The sequence below is a fragment of the Reyranella sp. genome (genome assembly GCF_965229815.1).
Taxonomy (GTDB): Bacteria; Pseudomonadota; Alphaproteobacteria; order Reyranellales; family Reyranellaceae; genus Reyranella.
On the sequence record NZ_CBDDJN010000006.1, the window covers coordinates 2,978,658 to 3,004,329 of the forward strand.

The 25,672-nt window shown below is 70.2% G+C and carries 22 protein-coding genes; 6 read left to right on the forward strand and 16 right to left on the reverse strand.

Features of this window, described 5'->3' with window-relative positions:
* Nucleotides 1–226: 226 nt before the first annotated feature.
* The gene (gene clpB, locus ACO073_RS25645; RefSeq protein ID WP_422001496.1) at nucleotides 227–2,836 is read right to left on the reverse strand and encodes an ATP-dependent chaperone ClpB; all 2,610 of its coding nucleotides are present in this window, start codon (nucleotides 2,834–2,836) and stop codon (nucleotides 227–229) included.
* Nucleotides 2,837–3,030: 194 nt separating this feature from the next.
* On the opposite strand from clpB, the gene ACO073_RS25650 reads away from it, so the two are divergent.
* A complete protein-coding gene (locus tag ACO073_RS25650; protein WP_422001498.1) occupies nucleotides 3,031–3,594 on the forward strand; it encodes a DUF4337 domain-containing protein in 564 nt (187 codons plus the stop codon).
* Nucleotides 3,595–3,850: 256 nt separating this feature from the next.
* Here ACO073_RS25650 and ACO073_RS25655 read toward each other — a convergent pair whose 3' ends face one another.
* The 8 genes from ACO073_RS25655 to ACO073_RS25690 form a co-directional block, all read right to left on the reverse strand.
* A complete protein-coding gene (locus ACO073_RS25655) occupies nucleotides 3,851–4,447 on the reverse strand; it encodes a DUF4167 domain-containing protein (RefSeq protein ID WP_422001500.1) in 597 nt (198 codons plus the stop codon).
* A 177-nt stretch (nucleotides 4,448–4,624) separates the two neighbouring features.
* On the reverse strand, nucleotides 4,625–5,488 hold the full coding sequence (gene prmC, locus ACO073_RS25660; protein WP_422002219.1) for a peptide chain release factor N(5)-glutamine methyltransferase: 864 nt from the start codon (nucleotides 5,486–5,488) through the stop codon (nucleotides 4,625–4,627).
* Nucleotides 5,485–6,549, reverse strand: a complete 1,065-nt coding sequence (gene prfA, locus ACO073_RS25665) for a peptide chain release factor 1 (RefSeq protein ID WP_422001501.1) — start codon at nucleotides 6,547–6,549, stop codon at nucleotides 5,485–5,487. The genes prmC and prfA overlap by 4 nt, the downstream gene beginning before the upstream one ends.
* 7 nt (nucleotides 6,550–6,556) lie before the next feature.
* Complete coding sequence (hisS, locus tag ACO073_RS25670) at nucleotides 6,557–7,789, reverse strand: histidine--tRNA ligase (RefSeq protein ID WP_422001503.1); 1,233 nt, start codon at nucleotides 7,787–7,789, stop codon at nucleotides 6,557–6,559.
* A gap of 53 nt (nucleotides 7,790–7,842) precedes the next feature.
* The gene (gene ispG, locus ACO073_RS25675; protein WP_422001504.1) at nucleotides 7,843–8,979 is read right to left on the reverse strand and encodes a flavodoxin-dependent (E)-4-hydroxy-3-methylbut-2-enyl-diphosphate synthase; all 1,137 of its coding nucleotides are present in this window, start codon (nucleotides 8,977–8,979) and stop codon (nucleotides 7,843–7,845) included.
* Between the two features lie 166 nt (nucleotides 8,980–9,145).
* Entirely contained in the window at nucleotides 9,146–10,153 is a 1,008-nt protein-coding gene (locus tag ACO073_RS25680) for a helix-turn-helix domain-containing protein (RefSeq protein ID WP_422001506.1), read from the reverse strand.
* A 106-nt stretch (nucleotides 10,154–10,259) separates the two neighbouring features.
* Nucleotides 10,260–12,464, reverse strand: coding sequence for a phosphoenolpyruvate--protein phosphotransferase (ptsP, locus tag ACO073_RS25685; protein WP_422001508.1), 2,205 nt, complete (start codon nucleotides 12,462–12,464; stop codon nucleotides 10,260–10,262).
* 307 nt (nucleotides 12,465–12,771) lie between these two features.
* Nucleotides 12,772–14,019: an aspartate kinase gene (locus ACO073_RS25690; protein WP_422001510.1), complete on the reverse strand. Its 1,248-nt coding sequence runs from the start codon at nucleotides 14,017–14,019 to the stop codon at nucleotides 12,772–12,774.
* Nucleotides 14,020–14,096: 77 nt separating this feature from the next.
* Between ACO073_RS25690 and ubiG the strand changes: the two genes are divergently transcribed.
* Nucleotides 14,097–14,876, forward strand: coding sequence for a bifunctional 2-polyprenyl-6-hydroxyphenol methylase/3-demethylubiquinol 3-O-methyltransferase UbiG (gene ubiG, locus ACO073_RS25695; protein ID WP_422001512.1), 780 nt, complete (start codon nucleotides 14,097–14,099; stop codon nucleotides 14,874–14,876).
* A gap of 97 nt (nucleotides 14,877–14,973) precedes the next feature.
* Here the strand turns inward: ubiG and ACO073_RS25700 are convergent, their stop codons facing one another.
* Entirely contained in the window at nucleotides 14,974–15,462 is a 489-nt protein-coding gene (locus ACO073_RS25700; RefSeq protein WP_422001514.1) for a DUF1178 family protein, read from the reverse strand.
* A 69-nt stretch (nucleotides 15,463–15,531) separates the two neighbouring features.
* On the opposite strand from ACO073_RS25700, the gene ACO073_RS25705 reads away from it, so the two are divergent.
* A complete protein-coding gene (locus tag ACO073_RS25705) occupies nucleotides 15,532–16,056 on the forward strand; it encodes a class I SAM-dependent methyltransferase (RefSeq protein WP_422001516.1) in 525 nt (174 codons plus the stop codon).
* A gap of 28 nt (nucleotides 16,057–16,084) precedes the next feature.
* Here ACO073_RS25705 and ACO073_RS25710 read toward each other — a convergent pair whose 3' ends face one another.
* The 3 genes from ACO073_RS25710 to ACO073_RS25720 are packed head-to-tail and all read right to left on the reverse strand — an operon-like array spanning nucleotide 16,085 to nucleotide 18,013.
* Nucleotides 16,085–16,954, reverse strand: coding sequence for a carbon-nitrogen hydrolase family protein (locus ACO073_RS25710; RefSeq protein ID WP_422001517.1), 870 nt, complete (start codon nucleotides 16,952–16,954; stop codon nucleotides 16,085–16,087).
* A gap of 10 nt (nucleotides 16,955–16,964) precedes the next feature.
* A complete protein-coding gene (gene grxC / locus ACO073_RS25715) occupies nucleotides 16,965–17,225 on the reverse strand; it encodes a glutaredoxin 3 (RefSeq protein WP_422001519.1) in 261 nt (86 codons plus the stop codon).
* Nucleotides 17,226–17,245: 20 nt separating this feature from the next.
* Nucleotides 17,246–18,013 (reverse strand): ComF family protein, encoded by a 768-nt coding sequence (locus ACO073_RS25720; RefSeq protein ID WP_422001521.1) that lies wholly within the window; start codon nucleotides 18,011–18,013, stop codon nucleotides 17,246–17,248.
* An 82-nt stretch (nucleotides 18,014–18,095) separates the two neighbouring features.
* Here ACO073_RS25720 and ACO073_RS25725 point away from each other — a divergent pair, with 82 nt between their 5' ends.
* A complete protein-coding gene (locus ACO073_RS25725) occupies nucleotides 18,096–19,010 on the forward strand; it encodes a methyltransferase domain-containing protein (RefSeq protein ID WP_422001522.1) in 915 nt (304 codons plus the stop codon).
* Nucleotides 19,011–19,014: 4 nt separating this feature from the next.
* Nucleotides 19,015–19,839, forward strand: coding sequence for a hypothetical protein (locus ACO073_RS25730; RefSeq protein WP_422001524.1), 825 nt, complete (start codon nucleotides 19,015–19,017; stop codon nucleotides 19,837–19,839).
* On the opposite strand, the gene mutT is transcribed toward ACO073_RS25730, so the two are convergent.
* The 3 genes from mutT to ACO073_RS25745 all read right to left on the reverse strand — a co-directional run bounded on the left by mutT (nucleotide 19,831) and on the right by ACO073_RS25745 (nucleotide 22,576).
* On the reverse strand, nucleotides 19,831–20,283 hold the full coding sequence (mutT, locus tag ACO073_RS25735; RefSeq protein ID WP_422001526.1) for an 8-oxo-dGTP diphosphatase MutT: 453 nt from the start codon (nucleotides 20,281–20,283) through the stop codon (nucleotides 19,831–19,833). The genes ACO073_RS25730 and mutT overlap by 9 nt on opposite strands.
* Nucleotides 20,284–20,293: 10 nt before the next feature.
* Nucleotides 20,294–21,532 carry a bifunctional glutamate N-acetyltransferase/amino-acid acetyltransferase ArgJ gene (gene argJ / locus ACO073_RS25740; protein WP_422001528.1) on the reverse strand — a complete coding sequence of 413 codons (1,239 nt, stop codon included), beginning with the start codon at nucleotides 21,530–21,532 and terminating at the stop codon, nucleotides 20,294–20,296.
* Between the two features lie 78 nt (nucleotides 21,533–21,610).
* The gene (locus ACO073_RS25745) at nucleotides 21,611–22,576 is read right to left on the reverse strand and encodes a peptidylprolyl isomerase (RefSeq protein ID WP_422001530.1); all 966 of its coding nucleotides are present in this window, start codon (nucleotides 22,574–22,576) and stop codon (nucleotides 21,611–21,613) included.
* 297 nt (nucleotides 22,577–22,873) lie between these two features.
* On the opposite strand from ACO073_RS25745, the gene secA reads away from it, so the two are divergent.
* Nucleotides 22,874–25,639 carry a preprotein translocase subunit SecA gene (gene secA, locus ACO073_RS25750; RefSeq protein WP_422001532.1) on the forward strand — a complete coding sequence of 922 codons (2,766 nt, stop codon included), beginning with the start codon at nucleotides 22,874–22,876 and terminating at the stop codon, nucleotides 25,637–25,639.
* Nucleotides 25,640–25,672: the final 33 nt, after the last annotated feature.

Sequence of the window (25,672 nt, forward strand, 5' to 3'; positions counted from 1 at the left end):
CCTTCGCTGCGCTCAGGATGACGGGCGGCGGGGCCGAGGCGCACGCCCAAAGGCGACTTCGTGAGGCGCGTGTTCGAAACGGGCAGCAAAAAGGGCGCGACCTCAGTTGCGCCCTTGAAAGATTTTGTGATTGGGTTTCACGAACCGTCGTAGCCCCCTCTCCTGTTCCTCTCCCCCTCGCGGGGGAGAGGAACAGGAAAGAGGAGCATGGGATGACGGAAGCCGGTCAGTCGTCGGCCGCCTCGCTCATCACGCGCTGGCCGCCGACCGAGAGCTCGCCGTTCTCGACGGCGACCTTGACGGTCTCGCCGTCCTTGATGCGGCCCTCGAGGATCTGCGTCGCCAGCGGGTTCTGCAGGCTGCGCTGGATCACCCGCTTCAGCGGCCGGGCGCCGTAGACCGGGTCGTAGCCGCGGTTGGCCAGCCACTGCAGGGCCTTGCCGTCGAACTCGAGGTCGATCTTGCGATCGGCCAGCAGCTTGCGCAGGCGGCCGAGCTGGATCTCGACGATGTCCGTCATGTGCGCCCGGCTCAGCCGGTTGAACAGCAGGATCTCGTCGAGCCGGTTCAGGAACTCCGGCCGGAAGGCGCGGCGCACCTCCTCCATCACCTGCTCGCGCACCGTCTCGGCGCTCTCGCCGTCCTTCAACGCCGCCAGGTGGGCGCTGCCGAGGTTGGAGGTGAGCACGATCAGCGTGTTCTTGAAGTCGACCGTGCGGCCCTGCCCGTCGGTCAGGCGACCGTCGTCCAGCACCTGCAGCAGCACGTTGAACACGTCCGGGTGGGCCTTCTCGACCTCGTCGAACAGGATCACCTGGTAGGGCCGGCGCCGCACCGCCTCGGTGAGCACGCCGCCCTCGTCGTAGCCGACATAGCCCGGCGGGGCGCCGATCAGGCGGCTGACGGCGTGCTTCTCCATGAACTCGCTCATGTCGATGCGCACCATCGCCTGGTCGTCGTCGAACAGGAACTCGGCGATCGCCTTGGTGAGCTCGGTCTTGCCGACGCCGGTGGGGCCGAGGAACAGGAACGAGCCGATCGGCCGGTTGGGGTCCTGCAGGCCGGCGCGCGCGCGGCGCACCGCGTCGGCGACCGCCCGCACGGCATCGTCCTGGCCGACCACGCGCTTCGTGATCTGCTCCTCCATGCGGAGCAGCTTGGAGCGCTCGCCCTCCAGCATCTTGTCGACCGGCACGCCGGTCCAGCGCGACACGACGGCGGCGATGTCCTCGGGCGTGACCTCTTCCTTGACACCCTTGCCGCCCTGGACCTCGTGGCCCTCGGCCTCCTTGAGCTTCTTCTCGAGGTCCGGGATCACGCCGTAGGCCAGCTCGCCGGCGCGGCCGAGCTCGCCCCTGCGCTGGGCGATCTCGAGCTCGGAGCGCGCCTTGTCGAGCTGCGCCTTGATGCTCTGCGAATCGGCCAGCTTGTCCTTGGCCGACTTCCACTGGGCCGTCAGCTCGGCGGACTTCTGCTCGAGGTCGGACAGTTCCTTCTCCAGCCGCTCCAGCCGGTCGCGCGAGGCCTGGTCGCTCTCCTTCTTGAGCGCCTCCCGCTCGATCTTGAGCTGGATGATGCGCCGGTCGAGCTCGTCGAGCGCCTCGGGCTTGCTGTCGACCTGCATGCGGATGCGGCTCGCCGCCTCGTCCATGAGGTCGATCGCCTTGTCCGGCAGGAACCGGTCGGTGATGTAGCGGTTGGAGAGCGTCGCCGCGGCCACGATCGCCGAATCGGCGATGCGCACGCCGTGGTGCAGCTCGTACTTCTCCTTGATGCCGCGCAGGATCGAGATCGTGTCCTCGACCGTCGGCTCGGCCACGAACACCGGCTGGAAGCGACGCGCCAGCGCGGCGTCCTTCTCGATGTGCTTGCGGTACTCGTCGAGCGTGGTGGCGCCGACGCAGTGCAGCTCGCCGCGCGCCAGCGCCGGCTTCAGCATGTTGGAGGCGTCCATCGCGCCGTCCGCCTTGCCGGCGCCGATCAGCGTGTGCAGCTCGTCGATGAAGACGATGATGTCGCCCTCGGCCGAAGAGATCTCCGACAGGACGGCCTTCAGCCGCTCCTCGAACTCGCCGCGGTACTTGGCGCCGGCGACCATGGCGCCGAGGTCGAGCGCCATCAGCTTCTTGCCCTTCAGCGCCTCCGGCACGTCGTCGTTGACGATGCGCAGCGCCAGGCCCTCGGCGATGGCGGTCTTGCCGACGCCGGGCTCGCCGATCAGCACGGGGTTGTTCTTGGTGCGGCGGCTGAGCACCTGGATGGTGCGGCGGATCTCCTCGTCGCGCCCGATCACCGGATCGAGCTTGCCGTCGCGGGCGACCTGGGTGAGGTCGCGGGCATACTTCTTCAGCGCGTCGTAGCTGCCCTCGGCCGACGCGGAATCGGCGGTGCGGCCCTTGCGCAGGTCGGCGATCGCCGTCTCGAGCGCCTGCGGCTTCAGGTTGCCCTTGGCCAGCGCGTCGGCGGCCTCGGTGCCCTTGGCCAGCGCCAGCGCCATCAGCATGCGCTCGACGGTGACGAACGAGTCGCCCGCCTTCTCGGCGATCGCCTCGGCCTGGTCGAACACGCGCGCGGTCTCCGGCGCCATGTAGATCTGGCCGGCGCCCTGGCCCTCGACCTTGGGCTGCTTGGCGAGGTTGGCCTCGACGGCGCGATGCACCGCGCGCGAATCGCCGCCGGCCGACGTGATCAGGTTCGCCGCAAGGCCTTCCGGATCGTCGAGCAGCACCTTCAGCAGATGGTCGGGAACGAGCCGCTGGTGGCCTTCGCGCAGCGCCAGCATCTGGGCGCTCTGCAGGAAGCCCCGCATGCGGTCGGTGTACTTCTCTTGATTCATCTCTCTACCCTTTCATTCGCGCCCCCGTTATCGGCGGGCGAAAGAGCGGACCCCCTGATGAGGCATCCTGGTGCCGATATGGTGCGGCTTCGGGGGCTTGCAAGACCGGATCGCGCGTATGGCTTTCATCCGTAACGATGTCGGAGTATGAGCGCCGCCGACACGATCTGGATCAAGAAAACGGAGAGGATTCCATGTCCGGCGGCCACGGCCACGTCGACACGTCCAACAAGAGGATCGCCCTGCTGGTGGCCATCCTGGCGGCGCTGCTGGCCATCTCCGAGATGGGCGGCAAGAGCTCGCAGACCAATGCGCTGGCCAGCCACATCACGGCCTCCAACCTGTGGAACTTCTTCCAGGCCAAGACCATCCGCCAGACGACGCTGCGCACGGCGGCCGAGGAAGCCGAGGCGACCTACAAGGACGGGCCGCAGGCCATGCCGGCGGCCCTGAAGGCGCAGACCGAGCGCTGGCGCCAGGCCGCGCAGCGCTACGAGACCGAGCCCGAGACCGGCGAGGGCCGGCGCGAGCTGATGGCGCGGGCCAAGGTCAACGAGGCGCACCGCGACACGTCGCTGGCCGCCTACCACATGTTCGAGTACGGCTCGGCGGCCTTCCAGCTCGCCATCGTGCTGGCCGGCGCGGCGGCGCTGACGTCGGTGGGCTGGCTCACGGTGATGGCGCTCGGCCTCGGCGTCTTCGGCCTCGGCTTCACCGTGCTGGGCTTCGTCGCCCCGACCCTGCTCCACCTGCCGTGAACTCCGGGAGCGGAGGTTCTGGGCAACGCGGTCGAGCTCGTGGCCCATGACCCCTCCGCCCGCTCGCGCGGGCACCTCCCCACGCAAGGCGTGGGAGGAGGAGGATGACGGACGCTGCTCTGCCTTCGGGTTCCTCCTCCCCAGCGAAGCTGGGGAGGTGCCCTCGTCTGCGAGGGCGGAGGGGTCGTGGGGTCTACATGGAAACGCCCGGCGGCGGGGCCGTCGGGCGTTGTGCAAGTTCGTCGGAAGGGGCCGGTCAGCCGCGGCGGCTGGCGGCGGGCGTGAACTCGGGGACGTCCGGCTGGTCGTCGGCGGCCGGGTCGTTGCCCGGCGCCGGGTTGCGACCGGCCTGCAGGAAGGCGACGCCGCCGAGGCCCGGCTCGCTGTCGCCCCGCTCGTCGTGACCCTGGTCGTCGCGACCCTGGCCGCGCTCGCCCGGGGCATGGCCGTTGCCGTTCGCCTGCGGGTGCTGCCCGCCCTGGCCGCCACCCTGCTGCTGCGGCGCGCCGGCATTCTCCTCGCCGCCTTCGCCCCAGCCCTGGTTGTTGCGCTGCGGGTTGAGGCCGCCGATCGACTGGATCACGCGGAAATAATGGTCGGCATACTGCCAATAGGCCTCGGCCAGGATCCGATCGCCTGACGCGGCCGCCTCGCGGCCGAGCGCCTGGTACTTGTCGAACACCTGGTGGGCGTTGCCGCGGACCCGGACGTCGGGACCGCTGCTGTCGAAGATCTGGTTGCGATTGGGCGGGCGGTTCGGATTGTGATGCTGCTTGTGATGGTGGCCGCCGCCACCGCCGCCGCCACCACCACTGCGACCGCCACGCGACCGCTGACGATTGTTTGGTCTCATTAACCCAAGGCCAGTTGCATGCCGGACGGAGTTGTTTGTTTCTGCCCTCTGCCCTTCCCGGGCGCCGTCGCGGCCAAATATCAGAGGGATGGTTGCCCGGGGCCACCGATCGGCCCGGACGAAGCCCCCCCAAGGGGCTAAGCGGAACGTAGTCTCATTCGACCCGCTTGCCAACCCCTAATGCTTGAAGGAGGCCACCCGTTGCACCCCGGCCAGATCTTCCCAGGGGTCCTCGGCCGAGAACCCGGCGGCCCGGAAAATCTCCGTGATCGCAGGGACTTGGCCCATGCCCGCCTCGACCAGGATGCGACCGCCCGGAACAACCAGGCGGTCCGCCCCCGCCGCGATGGCGCGATAGGCGTCGAGCCCGTCGGGCCCGCCGTCCAGCGCCTGGCGGGGCTCGTAGCGGGCGACCTCCGGCATCAGCCCCTCGATCGCCGCCGCCTCGATATACGGCGGGTTGGAGACCAGAAGGTCGAACGGGCCGCCCAGCGCCTCGGTCCAGCCGGGCTGGCGCCAGTCGCCGGCGAGCAGGCGGGCCCGCGCCGCCACCCCGAGGGACGCGGCATTGTCCCGGGCCACGGCCAGCGCCGGCGGCGACGCTTCGAGCCCAACGCCGGCGGCCGCGGGAAACTCGCGCAGCAGGGTCAGGAGCAGGCAGCCCGATCCCAGGCCAAGGTCGAGGACGCGCCAGCGACGGCCGCGGTCGGCCAGCAGGGCGAGCGCCGCCTCGATCACCGTCTCGCTGTCCGGCCGCGGCACCAGCACGTCCGGCGTGACCCGGAACGGCAGGCCCCAGAACTCGCGCTCACCCAGGATATGGGCCATCGGCTCGCGCCGGACCCGGCGGGCCAGCAGGGCGCGGAAGGCCTCGACAGCGGCCGGCGGCGCCTCGTCCCGCCCCCGCGCGACCAGCTGCTCGGTCGACAGGCCGGCGGCGCGGCCGAGCAGGAGTCGGGCCTCGAAGCGGACATTGTCGAGACCGGCGGCGGCGAGCGCCGTGGCGGCGTCGCGCAGCAGCCCGTCGTAGGTGGCGCTCAGGCGGCGAGCTCCGCCAGCCGGCCGGCCTCGTCGTCGGCGATCAGCGCGTCGATGATCTCGTCGAGGCCGCGCCCCTCCATGACCTGGTCGAGCGTGTAGAGCGTCAGGTTGATGCGGTGGTCGGTGACGCGGCTCTGCGGGAAGTTGTAGGTGCGGATGCGCTCGCTGCGGTCGCCGCTGCCGACCTGCCCCTTGCGGTCGGCGGCCCGGGCGTCCTCGCGCCGCTGCCGCTCGGCGTCGTAGAGCCGGGCGCGCAGGATCTTCATCGCCTTGGCCTTGTTCTTGTGCTGGCTCTTCTCGTCCTGCTGGCTGACGACGATGCCGGTCGGCAGGTGGGTGATGCGGACCGCCGAATCGGTGGTGTTGACCGACTGGCCGCCCGGCCCGGAGGCGCGGAAGACGTCGATGCGCAGGTCCTTTTCGTCGATCCGGACGTCGAACTCCTCGGCCTCCGGCAGGACGGCGACGGTGGCCGCCGAGGTATGGATGCGGCCCGAGCCCTCGGTCGCCGGCACGCGCTGCACGCGATGCACGCCGGATTCGAACTTGAGGCGGGCGAAGACGCCGCGGCCCGAGACCGTCGCGAAGGCCTCCTTGAAGCCGCCGATGCCGGTCTCCGACAGTTCCATCACCTCGAAGCGCCAGCCGTGCTCGGCGGCATAGCGCTGGTACATGCGGAAGAGATCGGCGGCGAACAGGGCCGCCTCCTCGCCGCCGGTGCCGGCGCGGATCTCGACGATGGCGTTCTTCTCGTCGGCTGCGTCCCGGGGCAGGAGCATGCGCTTCACGGCGCGCTCGAGCTCGGGCAGGCGCTTCTTCAGCGACGCCACCTCCTCCTCGGCCATCGCCTTCATGTCGGGGTCGGCCATCATGGTCTCGGCCTCGCGCAGCTCGTCCTCGGCCTTGCGCCACTGGCTGATGGCGTCGACCAGCGGGCCGAGATCGGCATATTCCTTGGAGGCGGCGACGAACTTCTGGGAATCGAGCGCGCCGCCCGACAGCGCCGCCTGCAGCTCGGCATGGCGGGCTGTGATCTGGTCGAGTTTCTGCAGCAGCGACACGCCGGCCTCACGCCTTCAGGGCGGCGGCAAGACCCTCGAACGCCACCTCGCGCTGCTCGCCGCTGTCGAGGTCCTTGAGCTGCGCCATGCCGCGGGCGAGCTCGTCGTCGCCGATGATGATGGCGGCCCGTGCGTTCAGCTTGTTGGCCCGCTGCATGCGCCGCTTCATGTTGCCGCGATAGTCCTGCTCCACGGCGATGCCGAGACCGCGCAGCGTGCGGGCGATGCCGAGCGCCTTCGCCTCGGCCGCCGGCCCGAGCGGCGCGATCACGACCGGCCGGGGCAGCGGCGCCGGCTCGTTGCACAGCATCATCAGCCGCTCGATGCCGCCCGCCCAGCCGATGCCGGCGGTCGGCGGCCCGCCCAGCTCGGCGATCAGCCCGTCGTAGCGGCCGCCGCCCAGCACGGTGCCCTGGGCGCCGATGTGCGTGGTCACGAACTCGAAGGCGGTGTGGGTGTAGTAGTCGAGGCCGCGCACCAGCGCGGGATCGACCTCGAAAGCGACGCCGGCCGCGGCCAGCCCGTCCTTCACGGCGGCAAAGAAATCACGGCTTGCCGGGTTCAGGTGGTCGGCGAAGGACGGCGCGCCGGCATTGATCGCCCTGTCGCCCTCGTCCTTGCTGTCGAGGATGCGCAGCGGGTTGCGCTCGAGGCGGCTGCGCGAATCCTCGGAGAGGCCGGCCAGGTGTCCCGAATAGTAGTCGACCAGCACCTTGCGGTAGGCGGCGCGGCTCTCCGGGTCGCCGAGCGAGTTCAGCTTCAGCACGCAGCGTTCGAGGATCCCCAGCCGGTCGAGGATGTCGGCCGCCACCGTGATGACCTCGATGTCGGCGCCGGGCTCGGGCGCCCCCAGCACCTCGAGGTCGATCTGGTGGAACTGGCGCTGGCGGCCCTTCTGCGGCCGCTCGTAGCGGAACATCGGCCCGGCCGCGAACAGCTTGAGCGGCAGCTGCTGTCCGAGCTCGCCGTTGGACACGAAGGCGCGGCAGATGCCGGCCGTGTATTCCGGCCGCAGCGTCAGCGATTCGCCGCCGCGATCCTGGAACGTGTACATCTCCTTGGAGACGACGTCGGTCGTCTCGCCGATGCCGCGGGCGAACAGCTCGGTGAACTCGAACACCGGCGTCGCCATCTCGCGGTAACCGTAGAGGCGGGCGACGTCGCGCGCACTGTCGACGACATGCGCGAACCGGCGGAACTCGTCCGGTAGGAGATCGTGCGTGCCACGCACGGGTTGCATCTTGCTCACGGGAAAGCCTCGGAAGGATCGTCGAAGAAGGAAGGCGGGAAGCGCTACTCGGCGGCGACCCGGTGTCGCTCGGCCTCGGCCGCCTTGCCGGCCTCGATCTCGGCCGCCTTCTTCTCGATCAGCCCCGCGAGATGCTCGACGATATCGGCATCCTTCAGCCGGTGATGGGGCACGCCGGCGATGTAGACCTGATGGGTGCCGCTGCCGCCGCCGGTGAAGCCGATGTCGGTCTCGCGCGCCTCGCCGGGCCCGTTGACCACGCAGCCGATCACCGACACCGTCATCGGCGTGGTGATGTGCGCCACGCGCTTCTCCAGCGCCTCGACCGTGCGGATCACATCGTACTGCTGGCGCGCGCAGGACGGGCAGGAGACGATGTTGACGCCGCGGTGGCGCAGGTTCAGCGCCTTCAGGAGCTCGAAGCCGACGCGGACCTCCTCCTCCGGCTCGGCCGAGAGCGAGACTCGGACCGTGTCGCCGATGCCGGCCCACAGGAGCGCGCCCAGGCCGATCGACGACTTGACCGTGCCGGTGCGCAGCGCGCCGGCCTCGGTGACGCCGATGTGCAGCGGGTAGTCGCAGGCGTCGGCCAGCTGCTGGTAGGCGGCGACCGCCAGGAAGACGTCGGACGCCTTCACGCTGATCTTGAACTCGTGGAAGTCGTGGTCCTGCAGGATGCGGGCATGGTCGAGCGCGCTTTCGACCATCGCCTCAGGACAGGGCTCGCCGTACTTTTCCAACAGGTCCTTCTCCAGCGAACCGGCATTGACGCCGATGCGCATGGAGCAGCCATGGTCCTTGGCGGCCTTCACCACCTCGCGCACGCGGTCGGCGCTGCCGATATTGCCCGGGTTGATCCGCAGGCAGGCCGCGCCGGCATCCGCCGCCTCGATGGCGCGCCGGTAGTGGAAATGGATGTCGGCAACGATCGGCACCTTCGAGGCCTTGACGATGGCCGGCAGGGCCGCCGTGGACTCCTCGTCGGGACAGGAGACGCGCACGATGTCGACGCCCGCCTCCTCGGCGCGGCGAATCTGGGCGATGGTCGCGGCGGCATCGGCGGTCAGCGTGTTGGTCATGGTCTGGACCGTGATCGGCGCATCGCCGCCCACGGCCACCGAACCGACCATGATCTTGCGCGACTTGCGGCGCGCGATGTCGCGATAGGGCCTGATGCTCATGCCGGCAATGTAGTCCCGGGCGCGCGCCTTATCCAGCCGACGCTTGCGCCCCGACGATCTCAGCCGGACGGTCGCAGACGGACTGTCGTAGGCAAACTGTCACAGAACGGTCAGCGCGGGCCGGCGGGCCGATCGGCTCCGCCGGTTCGACGCGAGGGGTGCGCGCTCAGCGCGCCGTGACGATGCGGTAGGCGATGCCGGCGGGGACGACGTAGCTTTCCCCGGCCCGGACATAGGTCTGGGCCAGGACGTCGCCGTTGGGCGCCCGCAGCTCGATCCAGCTGTTCGCGCGCACGCTGACCGGCGTGTCGACCCGGACCGGCTGGCTGGCGGCAGCGGCGGCCTCGGCGGCGGGCGACCGCGCCGTCGCCTCCTCGACCGGCGGGGCGGCCGGGGTCGGCGCCGGAGCGGCGCTCACCGGAGGCTTCTCGGGAGCCGGCGGCTGGGCGGCCTGCGCCTGGCCGATGGCCGGCACGTTGACCGGCGGCGGCGGCGGGGGCACGGCGATGACCACGGGCGGCGCGAGCGGCGCAGCCTGCGGCGCGGCCGGCGGCGGCGAGGCGGCAGCATCGCGGCGCGGCGCCGGCCAGACCTCGGCCGGGGCGCTGGCGGGGCCGCGCGCCTCCTGCGGCGGCGGGGGCGGGAAAGAGGCCGGCGCCGTCGTGCCCGTGCCGGTTGCCGGGGCGGCGGCGGGCGCCGGCGCCTCGGCGGTCGTGGTCGCGGCCGGCGGCGAAGCCAGCAGGCGATCGGGAACCGGCGGGACCTTCTCGGCGACCACGGCCTCCTCGCGCGGCAGGTAGTGCCACGCCGCGTAGCCGGCGGCGAAGACCAGCAGCACCGTCAGGACGGCGAGGCCGATCGGCGCGCGGCGATCCACGACCGGGAAGTCGGCCGGCAGCGCGACCGGGCGCTTGATCGGCACCGCGCCGGACAGGTGGTAGGCGGTCAGGACCTTGTCGGGCTCGAGCCCGACATGCGCGGCATACGCGCGCAGGAACGCGGGCACGTAGGCCGCGCCGGGCAGCTTGTCGAAGCGACCTTCCTCGATCGCTTCGAGATGCGCGCGACGGATGCGAAGGCTCTTCTCGACTTGCGACAGATCGAGGCCGCGTGCTTCGCGCTGATCGTGCAGCAGTCGGCCAACCGCGCGGCCCGGGGAAGCCTCGCGTTCCATTGCCCGCCAATCAATATGATCCGGCATAATTTCCCCTGCAGTTCCCCTCACGGCGAGTTTTAGCAGAGGCCCTCTGACAGGGCAAAACCGATTCGAGTTTTTCGAGTCAGATTTCGATCGCGTGGTCGGCGGCGAAGAGGCGAAGCGTCTCTCGCAGCGGACGATCCGGTTGCGCGAGCGTCGCCGTCATGAAGGCCGTCGCCTCGTCGAGATCGAGCGAACGGACCATCGCCTTGACCGGACCGATGGCGCCCGGCGCCATCGACAAGGAGCGCACGCCGATCGCCAGGAGCGCCAGCGCCTCGACCGGCCGGCCGGCCATCTCGCCGCAGACGGACAGGTCGACCCCGGCGGGGCGGGCCTTCTCGACCACAAAATGTAGCAGTCTCAGCAGCGCGGGCGACAAGCTGTCGTAGCGTCCGGCCAGGCGCGCGTTGCCGCGATCGGAAGCGTAGAGGAACTGCAGAAGGTCGTTCGTGCCGACCGAGACGAAGTCGATATGGGGCAGCAGGCTGTCGAGCTGCCAGGCCAGCGCCGGCACCTCGAACATCACGCCGACACGCAAACGTTCGGGCAACGCCAGTCCGCGCCGGCGCGCGCGCTCCACCTCGAGGTCGAGCAGACGACGCGCGCTCACGAGTTCGCCGACCTCGGCGATCATCGGGAACATCACCGACAGCGGACGACCGTTCGCCCCCTGCAGCAAGGCACGCAACTGACGACGCAGCATCGCCGGCCGATCGAGGCCGATGCGGATCGCGCGCCAGCCCATCGCGGGATTCTCGTCGCCGAACGCGCCGACATAGGGCAGCACCTTGTCGCCGCCGACATCGAGCGTGCGGAAGACGACGGGCCGGCCGTCGGCGACGTCGAGCACCCGGCTGTACAGCCAGGTCTGGGCGTCGACGTCGGGAAATTCCGAACGCACCATGAACGGAATCTCGGTCCGGTAGAGGCCGACACCGTCGGCGCCGGTATCCTCGAGGTGCTGCATGTCGATCAGCAGGCCGGCGTTCATGTTCAGCGACACGCGCGCCTGGTTGCGCGTGACCGGCGGAAGATCGCGCAGCGCCGCATACTTCCGGCGGCGGGCGGCGCGCACGTCGAGGGCATCGTGGATACTCTGCAGCACGTCCTCGGTCGGCCGGACCAGCACCTGGGCATTGTCGCCGTCGACCACGATCGGGTCCCCCGGCTCGACCCGGGACAGGACGTCGGGCGCGCGCCCCACGACCGGAATGTCCAGCGCCCGGGCGACGATCGCGACATGGCTGAGGGCCGAGCCCTCCTCGAGGACCAGCCCGCGCAGCCGGGTCCGGTCGTAGTCCAGCAGCTCGGCCGGGCCCATGTCGCGGGCGACGATGATCATGTCGTCGGGCATGGCCGCGGGGTCGGCGGCGCCTCGGCCCGACAGGCGCATCAGCACGCGGTTGGTCAGGTCCTGGAGGTCGCTCAGCCGCTCGCGGATATAGGGGTCGGTCGACTGGCCCAGCCGCGCCCGCACGTCGTCGAAGGCGCGCTGGACCGCGGCCTCGGCCGTCAGGCCGGAAGCCACCGCCTCGCGCACGCGCTCCAGCCAGCCGCGGTCGTCGATGAACATCCGGAACGTCTCGAGAATCTCCCGCTGCTCGCCCGACTGCATGTCGTGCGCCTCGAGCATGCGGTCGACGTCGGCGCGCACGCCGTGCGCGGCCTCCTCGAAGCGCTTCGCCTCCTGGCCGACATCCTCGGCCACGACCTTCTGGATGATGATTCGCGGTTCGTGCAGAACGGCGCGGCCGATGGCGACCCCGGGGGTGAGCTGCACGCCGTCGACGCGCAACGGGAGCAGGCCGAGCCCGTCGACCTGCTGGACCTCGTTGGGGCTGACGAAGTGGCCCGCCGCGATCAGCTCGGCCAGGACCATGGCGATGGTCTGGAGCGTCTCGACCTCTTCGTCGTCGTACTGGCGGCGGGTGCGGTTCTGGACGACCAGGACGCCGAGCACCCGGCCGGCCCGCACGATCGGCACGCCGGCCAGCGAGTGATAGATCTCCTCGCCGGTCTCCGGGCGGTAGGCGAACTGCGCATGGGCCTGCGCATCGGCGAGCGTCAGGGGGCGCTTGTGCGCGGCGATGTCGCCGACCAGGCCCTCGCCGACCCGAAGCCGGGTGCGGTGCACGGCCGAGGGGTTCAGTCCCTGGGTAGCGAAAAGCTCCAGCACCTCGCCGGCGCGCAGCAGGTAGATCGAGCAGACCTCGGCCACCATCTCGTTGGCGACCAGGCGCACCACCTCGCCCAGCGGATCGGCGATTGAGTCGGCATGCGCCATCGTGTCCCGGAGCCGCTTTAGGAGCATTCGCGGTCCGGCCAAAGGAGTTGTCCTCTCCATGGTCAGACCGCTGGATGCTCGTGTCGGATGACGACGAAGCGGCGGCGGGTCGTGCGCGCGCGACGGCGCCAGGCCAGCGGGGTCACGTCCCGGCAGGCGTCCCGGCAGGCCAGAAGGGCGTGCTGCGCGCGCATGCCGGGCTTATAGCAAGAGCAGCGCCGAACTGCCTAGAGTTGTTCCCGGCAGCCGGCCCGTCGGTGACGGCACAGCCGTCACGCCGCAGCCGTGCCGTCAGGCAGCCGTGACGTCAGGCGGCGTCGAGGTCGTAGGCGGTGTGCAGGGCGCGCACCGCGAGCTCGGTGTACTCGGCGGCCACCAGCACGCTGATCTTGATCTCGGAGGTCGAGATCACCTGGATGTTTATGCCCTTGGCCGCCAGGGTCTCGAACATCTTGAGGGCGACGCCGGCATGGCTGCGCATGCCGACGCCGATCACCGAGATCTTGGCGACGTTGGTGTCCGACTTGATCTCCTGGAACTTCAGGTCGGTCTTGGCGCGCTCCAGCCGTTCCACCGCCCGCGCCAGGTCGACGCGCGGCACGGTGAAGGTGATGTCGGTCGAACTGCCGTCGAGCGACACGTTCTGCACGATCATGTCGACGTTGACGTTGGTGTCGGCCAGCGGTCCGAAGATCGCCGCCGCGACGCCCGGCCGGTCGGCGACGCGCGTCACCGTGATCTTGGCCTCGTCCTTGGAGAAGGCGATGCCGCTCACGACGGATTTCTCGAGTCCCTGGGCCATGATCTCTTCCTCGTCCACAACCATCGTGCCCGGCAGGTCGCTGCCCAGGGCGGCGTCGAACGACGACAGGACCTGCACGCGCACGTGATGGTTCATCGCCAGCTCGACCGAGCGCGTCTGCAGGACCTTCGAGCCCTGCGACGCCATCTCCAGCATCTCCTCGTACGTCACCTGGTCGATCTTGCGCGCCTTCTCGACGATCCTGGGATCGGTCGTGTAGACGCCGTCGACGTCGGTGTAGATGTCGCAGCGATCGGCCTTCAGCGCGGCGGCCAGCGCCACCGCCGACGTGTCCGAGCCGCCGCGCCCCAGGGTCGTGATGCGCCCGTCCGGCGACAGTCCCTGGAAGCCCGGCACGATCGGCACCTCGCCCGCCGCCATCGCCCTGCCCATGGCCGTCGTGTCGATGTCGACGATGCGCGCCTTCTCGTGCGCCGCGTCGGTCCGGATCGGGATCTGCCACGACACCCACGAGCGCGAGCGGACGCCGATCTGCTGCAGCGCCATGGCCAGCAGGCCGATCGTGACCTGCTCGCCGGTCGCCACCACGACGTCGTACTCGCGCGAATCGTAGAGCGGCGCGATCTCGTTGACCCATTTCACGAGCTGGTTGGTCGCGCCGGACATGGCCGAGACGACGACCGCCACCTCGTTGCCGCGCTCGACCTCGGCCTTCACCTTGCTGGCGACATTCTTGATGCGATCTGTGTCGCCGACGGACGTGCCGCCGAATTTGAGAACGATGCGCGCCATGGACCTGCTCGAAAGCGGGGTATAGACACCGTCAGCACCAATCGGGTCAAGGGCAGCGATCAGGGGCCAGGGGCAGGATGAGCGATCTTGCGCAGGATGCCGGGCAGACCACCGTCGATCCCGGCGAGATCGAGCGATTCTCACGGATCGCCGCCGAATGGTGGGACCCGGCCGGCAAGTTCGCGCCGCTGCACCGGCTGAACCCCGTCCGGATCGGCTACGTACGCGACCGGGTGGCCCGCCACTGGCAGCGCGATCCCCTCTCGGCCGGCGCCCTCTCGCCGGGGCCGCTGTCGGGCCTGTCGCTGCTCGACATCGGCTGCGGCGGCGGCCTGATCAGCGAGCCGATGGCGCGGTTGGGCGCCGAGGTCACCGGCATCGACGCCGCCGAGCGCAACGTCGCGGTGGCGGCGCTGCACGCCGAGGGCCAGGCGCTCGCCATCGATTATCGCCCGACCACAGCCGAGGCGCTGGCGGCGACCGGCGCGCAGTTCGACGTCGTGCTGGCGCTCGAGATCGTCGAGCACGTGGCCGACGTCGACCTCTTCCTCTCGTCCTGCGGGCGGCTGGTGAAGCCAGGCGGGCTGCTATTCCTGTCGACGCTGAACCGCACCGCCAAGGCCTGGGCGCTGGCGATCGCCGGCGCGGAGTACGTGCTGGGCTGGCTGCCGCGCGGCACGCACGACTGGCGGAAGTTCCTGAAGCCCTCGGAAGTGGTGCGCCGCCTGTCCGCCGGCGGCATCGAGACCGAGGAGATCGTGGGCGTCGTCTACAGCCCGCTCAGCCGCGCCTGGTCGCTGAACAAGCGCGACCTCGACGTGAACTACATGCTGTATGGGACCAAACCGTCATCCTGAGCGCAGCGAAGGATCTCATGCCGGTTGCAGGCGGCGATGAGGTCCCTTCGACGATGCTCAGGGCAGGCCTTCGCTGCGCTCAGGACGACAACGACATTCAGTTCCCGCGCGGGATCCAGGGCAGGCGGCCGAATTCGATGCCCTCGTCGGCCAGGGCCTCGGCCTCCGCCTCGCTGGTCTCGCCGTAGATGCCGCGCTTGTCGCTCTCGCCGTAGTGAATCTTGCGCGCTTCCTCGGCGAACTTGTCGCCGACATGCTCGCAGTTCTTCTCGACCTCCGCCCGCACCTTGAGCAGCGCCTCGCGCAGTTCCTTGGGCATGTGCCTGGCGAGGGCCGCCATCTGCTGCTGCTCGGCCGAGGGCGCCGCCGGGGCCGCCGCAGCCGGCTGCTCCGCCTCGACCTGCGTCGCCCCCTTGCCGCTCCCCTTGCCGAGGCGCGGCGCCATGGGCGCGCGCGCGACCTTGGCGCTGCCGCAGACGGCGCAGCCGATCAGCGACTTCTTCTCCTGCCGCTCGTAGGTCTTGCTGTCCTTGAACCAGCTCTCGAATTCGTGGCCTTTGGCGCAGCGCAGTCGATATAGGATCATGAAATCACTGACTTTTCCGACAACTTGGCACTCCCCGAGAGGGAGTGCCAGAGATGATGGGGTTTGATCGTGGCCGACGCAAGGGGGACGCCGTCTCCATGGATCGTCCAGTGGGCCGGGCTGGTTCCCGCCGGGGCGACCGTTCTCGACGTGGCGGCGGGCGGCGGACGGCATGCCCTCTTCTTCGCCGACCGCTTCCATCCGGTGACGGCGATCGACCGCGACACGAGCGCGCTGCCGGAGCGGGCGGACATGGAAAGGATACAGGCCGATCTCGAGGACGGATCACCCTGGCCCCTGCCTTGGCCCCAGCCCGGCCGCCGGTTCGGCGCCGTGATCGTCACCAACTACCTGCACCGGCCGCTGTTCCCCGCCCTGCTGGAGGCCGTCGATCGCGGCGGCATCCTGCTCTACGAGACCTTCATGGCCGGCAACGAACGGTTCGGGAAGCCGAGCCGGCCGGAGTTCCTGCTGAAGGATGGCGAGCTGCTCGAGCTCGTGCGCGGGCGCTTTTCCGTCGTCGCCTACGAAGCGCGCCTGATCAGCGAGCCCCGGATGGCGATGGTCCAGCGCATCGCCGCGCGCCGCCTCTAGAAGGAAAAGCGCGCGCGGGCCGGAGCGGCTATTCGGCGGCCCTGGCCACCGCCGGCTTGTGCAGCGCCGGCTCGGCATAGGTGCGGTCGTGTTCCAGCGACGGCACCATGCGGCGCGCCTCGGCCGCCTTGGCGAGGTCGATGTCGGCGACCACGAAGCCGGCCGTCTCGCCGCCGGCATCGGCCAGCACCTCGCCCCACGGCGCGACCGCGATCGAATGGCCGTAGGTCTTGCGGTTGGAGCCCTTGTGGGTGCCGACCTGGGCCGGCGCGAAGACGAAGCAGCCGGTCTCGATGGCGCGGGCGCGCAGCAGCGTGTGCCAGTGCGCCTTCCCGGTCGGGACGGTGAACGAGGACGGGATCGCCAGCATCGTGGCGCCGGCATGGGCCAGCGCGCGGTAGAGATAGGGAAAGCGCAGGTCGTAGCAGATCGTCATGCCGAGCACGCCCCACGGCGTCTCGGCCAGCACCGCGCGCTCGCCCGGCCGGAAGGTCGAGGATTCGCGGTAGCTCTCGCCGCCCGCCAGCTGGACGTCGAACATGTGGATCTTGTCGTAGCTCGCGACGATGCCGCCCGACGGCTCGATCAGGTAGGAGCGATTGCGGATCTGCTCCTCGCCGGGAACGCGCACATGGATGGAGCCCAGCAGGAACCAGGCGCCGGTCTCGCGCGCGGCGGCGCGCGCCGCCGCCAGCATGCCGTGCGCGTCCTCGGTCTCGGCCTTCTGCAGGGTCTCGGTCCGGTTGGCGCCGATCAGGCCGGTATTCTCCGGCGTCATGACGAAGTCGGCGCCGGCGTCGCGGGCCAGCCGCACCTGCTCGCGCACGAAGGCCACGTTCTCGGCCATGTCGTTGCTGACGTTGGTCTGGATCAGGCCAGCCTTGAACGTGGAGGACATCGTCTTCTCCTCAGCCCGGCTGGGCCAGCATTGCGTCGAGCTTGCCGGCCTGCTCCAGGGCGGCAAGCTCGTCGGAGCCGCCGACATGCTCGCCGTTGATGAAGATCTGCGGCACCGTGTGGCGCCTGGCGCGCTCGCGCATCTCGGTGCGCTTCTTGTCGTCCATCATGACGTCCATTTCCTCGTAGGCGACGCCCTTGCTGTCGAGCAGGCCCTTGGCCCGCGCGCAGTAACCGCAGAACGGCGTGGTGTAGATCTCGATCCTGGCCATCACGGAACCTCTTTCGCTCACTATACCGCCGCGCGGACGACCCGCGCCAGCGTCAGCACGTCAACGCTCCGGGCGCCGGCGCGCTGCAGGGTGCGGGCGCAGGCTTCGACCGTGGCGCCGGTGGTCAGCACGTCGTCGACCAGCAGAACCGACTTGCCCGACAGCGTCCCCGACCATCGCGGATCGACCGCGAAGGCCCGGGCGACATTGGCCCGTCGTTCGGCACCGTCGAGGCCGCCCTGCGATCCCGTCCAGCGGCGGCGATGCAGCAGGTCGGGCACCAGCCGGGCCCGGACCGCGGCCGGCGCCGCCGCCAGGGTGGCGCGCGCCAGGAGCTGCGCCTGGTTGTAGCGGCGCATCAGCAGGCGCCGCCAATGAAGCGGCACCGGCGCCACGATGTCGGCCTCGGCGAGCAGCGGCGCGCCGGCCCGCGCCATCCAGGCGCCGGCCGCGCGGGCCATGTCTGTGCGATCGCCGTGCTTCAGCGGCAGGACCAGGCGGCGGCTGCGCTCGTTGTAGGCGAGCGCCGCCCGGGCCCGCCGGTAGCGCGGCGGCCGCAGGCTGCAGGCGGCGCAGAGCGCGCCGGCGCTGGCGGAGTCGCCGAAGGGCAGGCCGCACTGCGCGCACTGGGGCGCGGCGATGAAGGAGAAGCCCGGCCAGCACGCGCCGCACAGGCCGCCCGTCGTCTCGACGATCTCGCCGCAGGCGAGGCAGAGCGGCGGCAGCACGGCATCCACGATCGTGCGCCCGGTACGGGCGCAGAGATGGACGAAGCCGGACCGCAGCATGGCCGGGATTGGGCCGGGCAATTGCGCCCACAGGATGGCGGCTCCCCTACCGATCCGGACGCTTTGGCCTTACATACGGCCTGTGACGGGCCCCGACCCTCTGCTGGTCTTCGACCGCGCCGTGCTGCGCCGGCGCCGCGAACGCGCGGCCGCCGCCTGGCAGCCGCACGCCTTCCTCAAGAAGGAGATCGCCGCGCGCCTCGTCGAGCGTCTCGACGACGTGCGCCGCAGCTTTCCCCTCGCCCTCGACCTCGGCACGCATGGCGACGAGATCGCCGCCGCGCTCGCGGGCCGGCCCGCCGTGGAGCGGCTGGTGAGGGCCGATCTCGGCCTCGGCTTCGCGCGGCAGGCGGCGGGCTCGGCCGTGGTCGCGGACGAGGAATGGCTGCCCTTCGCACCGGCGAGCTTCGACCTCGTGCTGAGCGCGATGGCGCTGCACTGGGTCAACGACCTGCCGGGAACGCTGATCCAGATCCGCCGCATCCTGCGGCCCGACGGGCTGCTGATGGGCGCGATGCTGGGCGGCGCCACCCTGTGGCAGCTCCGCCAGGCGCTGGCCGCCGCCGAGAGCGAGGTCGATGGCGGGCTGAGCCCGCGCGTCTCGCCGTTCGCGGGCCTCGCCGACGCCGCGGGCCTCCTGCAACGCGCCGGCTTCGCACTGCCCGTGGCCGACAGCGAGACGATCGAGGTGGAGTATGACGGCGCCCTGGCGCTGATGCGCGACCTGCGCGCCATGGGCGAGAGCAACCTCGTCGTCGAGCGCCGGCGCGGCTTCACGCGGCGGGCGACGCTGGCGCGCGCCGCGGCGATCTACGAGGAGCGCTTCGCCGCGCCGTCGGGCCGCGTATCGGCGAGCTTCGAGGTACTGTACCTGCACGGCTGGGCGCCCCACGAGTCGCAACCCAAGCCGCTGCGGCCGGGAGCCGCCGGGCGGCGCCTCGCCGAGGCGCTGGGCGGCGTCGAGATGAGCGCCGGCGAGAAAGCGGAGCGGAGCTGACATCGTGCCAGCCGTGAAACTGTCGTTTGCCGAGCTGATCTCGGAAGGCGTGGGCGGGTTCTTCGCCAACGTCCGCCTGTTCTTCCACCTCGTGACCATTCCCTGGATCCTGTCGATCGCGATCCGGGCGGTCGGCGAGCTGCTGACCGACGATTCGCCGCTGTCGGTGCTGGCGGAAAAGGCCGCGGACGTCTTTCCGACGGTCATGTTCATGGTGGCCTGGCAGCGCGTCATCCTGCTCGGCCCGCACCGGCTGGAGCGCCTGCCGGGCCTCGGCTGGTCGCCGCGCGAGACCGCCTACCTGCTGCACCTGATCAAGGTCGCCGGCATGACCTTCCTGCTCGTCGCGGCCTTCATCTATACGGTGTGGCCGCTCGATCCCCAGGCGCTCCGCGCCGGGGCGGGTGCCGATCCCGAGATGGCCCGCCGCTACTCGCTGGCCGGGCCGCTGGCCGGCGGCTTCATCGTGTCGATGCTGCTGGCGCTGCGCGTGAGCTGGGGTCTGGCGGCCACCGCCGTCGACGTGCCGTTCGCGCCGCGCCAGTCCTGGGCCTACAGCCGCGGCAACGCCTGGACCATCGTCGGCGCGCTCTTCCTCACCTACTTCGCCGGCGCCTTCGCCACCGGCATGACCGCGCTGTTCGTGCACGGCGCGATGCGCGGACTGTTCGGCGCCCGCGAGGCGGCGGCGGTCGTGAGCTGGACGGCGGCGATCCTCGTCTCCTATGCCGCGACCGGCGTCACCGTGTCGGTCCAGGCCGTCATCTTCCGCCGCCTCCTGGCCTGGCGCGAGGGTTCCTCGCTGCCGGCCGTCGCCGGCTCACAGTAGGTCGCGCAGCAGGCCGACCAGGGGCAGGTCGGCCGGCGGCATCGGATAGCGCCCGAGCTCGGCCGGCCGCACCCATTTCAGCGCCTGGCCCTCCCGCGGTTGCGCCAAGCCGTGCCACTTGCGGCAGGCGAAGACCGGCATCAGCAGGTGGAACTTCTCGTAGCCGTGGCTGGCGAAGGCGATGGGGGCGAGGCAGCTCGTCGCCGTCTCGATGCCGAGCTCCTCGCGCAGTTCGCGCACCAGCGCCTGCTCGGGCGTCTCGCCGGGATCGACCTTGCCGCCGGGGAACTCCCAGAGGCCGGCCATCGACTTGCCCTCGGGCCGCTGGGCGATCAGCACCCGGCCGTCGACGTCGACCAGCGCCACCGCGGCGACCAGCAGCAGCGGCCGGTCGCCGAGCGGCGGCGGGCCGCCCGGACACTCCGCGTCGAAGGATGGGCTCAAGAGCGGGAGCTCAGGAACGGTAGCTGCCGTTGATGTCGATGTAGCCGTGGGTCAGGTCGCAGGTCCAGACCGTGGCCCGGCCGCGGCCGATGCCGAGATCGATGTCGATCACGATGTCGGTGCCCTTGATGTGCTTGGCGACCGGCGTCTCGTCGTAGCCCGGCACGACCTGGCCGCCGTCGGTGATCCTGACGCCGCCGATCGAGATCCGGAGCTTGTCGCGGTCGGCGCGCTCGCCCGACTTGCCGACGGCCATGACGATGCGGCCCCAGTTGGCGTCCTCGCCGGCGATCGCCGTCTTGACCAGCGGCGAGTTGGCGACGGCGAGGCCGATCTTGCGCGCGGCGCCGTTCGACGAGGCGCCCCCGACATTGATCGTCACGAACTTGGTGGCGCCCTCGCCGTCGCGCGCCAGGAGCTGCGCCAGGTCGATCAGCACCTCGTCCAGGGCGCGCTTGAAGTCGACCAGCACGGGATCGTCGGCCTCCTCGACGGGCGAATGCCGCGCCGCCCCGGTGGCGACCATCAGCAGCGTGTCGCTGGTCGAGGTGTCGCCGTCGACGGTGACGCAGTTCAGGGACTTGTCGGCGGCGTCGGACAGGAGCTTCTGCAGCACCGGCGCCGGCACCTTGGCGTCGGTGAACACGAAGCCCAGCATGGTCGCCATGTCGGGGGCGATCATGCCGGAGCCCTTGAGGAAGCCGTTGATGGTGACGGTGCGCTCGCCGATGCGGGCCTGCCGCGTCGCGAGCTTGGGGAAGGTGTCCGTCGTCATGATCGCGCCGGCGGCGGCCGACCAGCCGTCCTCGCGCGCGCCCTTGAGCAGGGCCGGCACCACGGCGGCGATCTTCTCCCATTCGAGCGGCTGGCCGATCACGCCGGTCGAGGCCATGAAGACCTCGTTGCGCGGACAGCCCAGCGCCTGGGCGACGGCCCGCGTGCTCTCCTCGACCGCCTTGTCGCCGAGCTTGCCGGTGAAGGCGTTGGCGTTGCCGGCGTTGACCACGACGGCGCGCACCTTGCCGCGCGACAGGTTCTTGCGGCACCAGTCGACCGGGGCCGACGAGGTCTTGGAGCGCGTGAGGACGCCCGCGATCGTGGCGCCGGCCGGCACGACGGCCAGCATGACGTCGTCACGATCCTTGTAGCGCACGCCGGACGCGGCGGCCGCCAGCTTCACGCCCGCGATGCGAGGCAATGTCGGCGTCGTTTTCGGCGCGAGCGGCGATTGGGCGTGCTTGACGGCCATGAGACTCCCCTTGCGGACGACCGGGCCCGGTCGGTCCGAAGGCGGAGCCTACACCAGAAACGTCCTAAAAAGTGAGTTCTACTTGCTCGGCTTGGTCGGTGCGGGCGGGGCTGCGGGCTTGGCCGGCGCCGCCGGCTTGTCCGTCGCGGCCTCCGGCTTGGTGCCGTCGATGTTGAACTTCTCGAGCTTGGCGTCGGCCCGCAGCTTGTCGATCTGGGCGGTGACGACCTCCCGCGCCATCTCCTCGCGCAGCTGGTCGGCCAGCTCCTCGAAGGCCGGCGGCGGCGCCTGGCGCCGGTCCTCGACCTTGATGACGTGATAGCCGAACTGCGTCTTCACCGGCGTCTCGGTGAGACCGTCCTTCTTGAGCGCGAAGGCGGCGTCGGCGAACTCCTTCACCATGTCGGACTTCTTGAACCAGCCGAGATCGCCGCCCTCCGCGCCCGAGGCCTTGTCGGTCGACTTCTCCTTGGCGAGCTTGTCGAAAGCGGCGCCCTTCTTGAGCTCGGCGATCAGGGCCTTCGCCTCGTCCTCGGTGGCCACGAGGATGTGGCGGGCCCTCACCTCCTCTTCCGGCGGCATCGCCTTCAGGCGCTCCTCGTAGCGCTTCTGGAGCTTCTCCTGCGTGACCTGCCGGGCGATCTCGCGCTGGATCCAGAAGTCCTGCAGCACCTGGTCCTCGACGAAGGCCATGCGCTTCTTGAACGCCGGATCGTCGTTGACCTTGTTCTTCTTGCTCTCCTGGACGACCAGCTTGCTGTCGATCAGCCGGTCGAGCAGGGCCGGGAAGACCGCCTGCAGCGGCATGTTGCGGTATTGTTGCGGCAGCGACTGCTGGGCCACCTCGAGGTCCGACAAGCGGATGGGCTGGCCGTTCACGGTGGCGACCACCGGATCCTTCAGCGGCTGGGGCGCCGCGGCGGGCGGCTTGGCCGGCGGCTTCTGCTGCTGGGCGGCCGCCTGCGAAGCCAGGGCGGGGAGCGCGGCGGCGGCGACTGCGCAGGACAGCAGGACCGAGCGCAGGGAACGCAACCGATGGCTCATGACAGGCTCCGGAAAACTGGTCTTGTTGACGAATTTCAAGGCGAAGTCCTTTACACAGGCCCAATCGGCGCCCGCAAGCGTTGCCCCCCGGCTCAGGCGCTGAATGACGGGGGATTGCGGCACTTTTTCGTGAGCAGGGTGTCGGCGGTTGGGCTTGGACCGGCCTGAATGACCACCGCGGGATGCCGCAGCCCGGCCGGGGGGCGCTCGCGTTGACACTGGCGGGAGCGCTCTCTATCTCTGACCGGGACGGCGGGCCGCAGCGCCCGCCTAAGTCTTTACAATATCGAGGTTTTCATGCTGGCGGCGCTCGCCCGAAGCCTGTTCGGCACAGCCAATGACCGCATCGTCAAAGGCCTCGACAAGCCGGTCGCCAGGATCAACGCGCTGGAGCCGGACCTCGTCAATCTCTCGGACGAGGAGCTGCGCGGCAAGACCACCGAGTTCCGCGACCGCATCGCCAAGGGCGAGACCCTCGACGACCTCCTGCCCGAAGCCTTCGCCGTCGTGCGCGAAGGCGCCAAGCGCGCGCTCGGCCAGCGCCACTTCGACGTGCAGCTCAAGGGCGGCATGGTCCTGCACCAGGGCAAGATCGCGGAGATGAAGACCGGCGAAGGCAAGACGCTGGTCGCCACCCTGCCGGTCTACCTCAACGCCCTCGAGGGCAAGGGCGTGCACGTCGTCACCGTCAACGACTACCTCGCCCGCCGCGATTCCGAATGGATGGGCCAAGTCTACCGCTTCCTCGGGCTCACGGTCGGCGTGATCGTGCACGAGATGGACGACGACCAGCGCCGGGCCGCCTATGCCTGCGACGTCACCTACGCGACCAACAACGAGCTGGGCTTCGACTACCTGCGCGACAACATGAAGTTCCGCCTGGACGCCATGGCGCAGCGGCCCTTCAACTTCGCCATCGTCGACGAGGTCGATTCGATCCTGATCGACGAGGCGCGCACGCCGCTCATCATCTCCGGCCCCGCCGAGGATTCCTCGGAGCTCTATCGCCGCGCCGACACGGTGATCCCGCGCCTGAAGGCCGATTCCTACGAGAAGGACGAGAAGAACCGCACGGTCGTGCTGACCGACGCCGGCGTCGAGCAGGTCGAGGAGATCCTGCGCGGCGACGGGCTGCTGCCGGAGGGCATCAGCCTCTACGCGCCGACCCAGGTCACGGTGCTGCACCATGTCACCCAGGCGCTGCGCGCGCACAAGCTGTTCACGCGCGACGTCGACTACATCGTCAAGGACGGCCAGGTCGTCATCATCGACGAGTTCACGGGCCGCATGATGGCCGGCCGGCGCTACTCCGAGGGCCTGCATCAGGCGCTCGAGGCCAAGGAGCAGGTCGAGATCCAGCGCGAGAACCAGACGCTGGCCTCGATCACCTTCCAGAACCTGTTCCGCATGTATCCCAAGCTGGCCGGCATGACCGGCACGGCGATGACCGAGGCGGCCGAGTTCGCCGAGATCTACAGGCTCGAGGTCGTGGAGATCCCGACCAACGTGCCGGTCGCCCGCAAGGACGCCGACGACGAGATCTACCGGACGCTGGCCGACAAGACGCGCGCCATCGTCAAGCTGATCGAGGACTGCCGCACGCGCCAGCAGCCGATGCTGGTCGGCACCGTGTCGATCGAGAAGTCGGAATCGCTGTCGGAGGAGCTCAAGAAGGCGCGCATCCCGCACAGCGTGCTGAACGCGCGCTTCCACGACCAGGAGGCCGAGATCGTCGCCCAGGCCGGGCGCCCGGGGTCGGTCACCATCGCCACCAACATGGCCGGCCGGGGCACCGACATCCAGCTCGGCGGCAACGTCGACATGCTGCTGCGCCACGCCGAGGCCGAGATCGCGGCGAAGTTCCCCGACGAGGCGGCCCGCAAGGCCGAGCTCGAGCGCGTGACCGCCGAGATCAAGGCGCAGGTCGCCGCGGATCGCGAGGTCGTGCGCGCCGCCGGCGGCCTCTACGTGGTCGGCACCGAACGCCACGAGAGCCGGCGCATCGACAACCAGCTGCGCGGTCGCTCGGGCCGCCAGGGCGACCCCGGTGCGTCCAAGTTCTTCCTGTCGCTGGAAGACGACCTGATGCGCATCTTCGGCAACAACAAGGTGCTCGACTGGGTCCAGAAGAAGGGCATGGCCGACGACGAGGCGCTGACCCATCGCTGGCTCAACAAGGCGCTGGAGACGGCGCAGGGCAAGGTCGAGGCGCGCAACTTCGAGATCCGCAAGAACCTGCTGCGCTTCGACGACGTCATGAACAGCCAGCGCAAGGAGATCTACAAGGAGCGCATCGAGCTGATGGGGACGGAGGACGTCTCCGACACCGTCGCGGGCATGCGCAACGACGTGATCGACGGGCTGGTGGCGCGGACGATCCCCGAGGGCCAGTACGCCGAGCAGTGGAAGATCGGCGAGCTCAAGGAGGAGGTGCAGCGCCTGTTCGGGCTCGACCTTCCGATCGAGGCCTGGGCCAAGGAAGAGGGCATCGCCGAGGAAGAGATCCGGTCGCGGCTGAACGACGAGGTCGAGCGCCTGTTCGCCCAGCGCGCCGCGCAGTACGGGCCGGAGGTCTGGCGCCAGGTCGAGAAGAGCGTGCTGATGCAGCTGTTCGACCAGAGCTGGAAGGAACACCTGCTGCATCTCGACCATCTGCGGCAGGGCATCGGCCTGCGCGCCTACGGCCAGAAGGATCCGCTGAACGAATACAAGCGCGAGGCCTTCAACCTGTTCAACGACCTGCTGACCGGCCTGCGCGAGCAGGTGGTGAGCCTGCTGGCGACGCTGCAGCTGCGCATGGAGCCGCCGCCGATGCCGGAATCACCGACCGGCCTGCACGAGGTGCACGAGGATCCGCAGCTCGCCGCGGCGATGAGCGACGATCCGGCCTTCGACCCGGCCGATCCCGACGGCGGCGGCGTCGCCACGCTGCACCGGCCGCGGCAGACGGCGCGCGTTGCCGTCGACCCGAACGATCCCGCCACCTGGGGCAAGGTCTCGCGCAACGCCCCCTGCCCCTGCGGCTCGGGCAAGAAGTTCAAGCACTGCCACGGGCGGGTCTAGGAGCGGCAGGAGACAGGCTTCTTCCAGCCGGTC

Coding starts and splice junctions, on each gene's coding strand:
- clpB (WP_422001496.1), bottom strand. CDS start 2,836: ATGAATCAAGAGAAGTACACCGACCGCATGCGGGGCTTCCTGCAGAGC.
- ACO073_RS25650 (WP_422001498.1), top strand. CDS start 3,031: ATGTCCGGCGGCCACGGCCACGTCGACACGTCCAACAAGAGGATCGCC.
- ACO073_RS25655 (WP_422001500.1), bottom strand. CDS start 4,447: ATGAGACCAAACAATCGTCAGCGGTCGCGTGGCGGTCGCAGTGGTGGT.
- hisS (WP_422001503.1), bottom strand. CDS start 7,789: ATGCAACCCGTGCGTGGCACGCACGATCTCCTACCGGACGAGTTCCGC.
- ispG (WP_422001504.1), bottom strand. CDS start 8,979: ATGAGCATCAGGCCCTATCGCGACATCGCGCGCCGCAAGTCGCGCAAG.
- ACO073_RS25680 (WP_422001506.1), bottom strand. CDS start 10,153: ATGGAACGCGAGGCTTCCCCGGGCCGCGCGGTTGGCCGACTGCTGCAC.
- ptsP (WP_422001508.1), bottom strand. CDS start 12,464: ATGGCGCATGCCGACTCAATCGCCGATCCGCTGGGCGAGGTGGTGCGC.
- ACO073_RS25690 (WP_422001510.1), bottom strand. CDS start 14,019: ATGGCGCGCATCGTTCTCAAATTCGGCGGCACGTCCGTCGGCGACACA.
- ubiG (WP_422001512.1), top strand. CDS start 14,097: ATGAGCGATCTTGCGCAGGATGCCGGGCAGACCACCGTCGATCCCGGC.
- ACO073_RS25700 (WP_422001514.1), bottom strand. CDS start 15,462: ATGATCCTATATCGACTGCGCTGCGCCAAAGGCCACGAATTCGAGAGC.
- ACO073_RS25710 (WP_422001517.1), bottom strand. CDS start 16,954: ATGTCCTCCACGTTCAAGGCTGGCCTGATCCAGACCAACGTCAGCAAC.
- grxC (WP_422001519.1), bottom strand. CDS start 17,225: ATGGCCAGGATCGAGATCTACACCACGCCGTTCTGCGGTTACTGCGCG.
- ACO073_RS25720 (WP_422001521.1), bottom strand. CDS start 18,013: ATGCTGCGGTCCGGCTTCGTCCATCTCTGCGCCCGTACCGGGCGCACG.
- argJ (WP_422001528.1), bottom strand. CDS start 21,532: ATGGCCGTCAAGCACGCCCAATCGCCGCTCGCGCCGAAAACGACGCCG.
- ACO073_RS25745 (WP_422001530.1), bottom strand. CDS start 22,576: ATGAGCCATCGGTTGCGTTCCCTGCGCTCGGTCCTGCTGTCCTGCGCA.
- secA (WP_422001532.1), top strand. CDS start 22,874: ATGCTGGCGGCGCTCGCCCGAAGCCTGTTCGGCACAGCCAATGACCGC.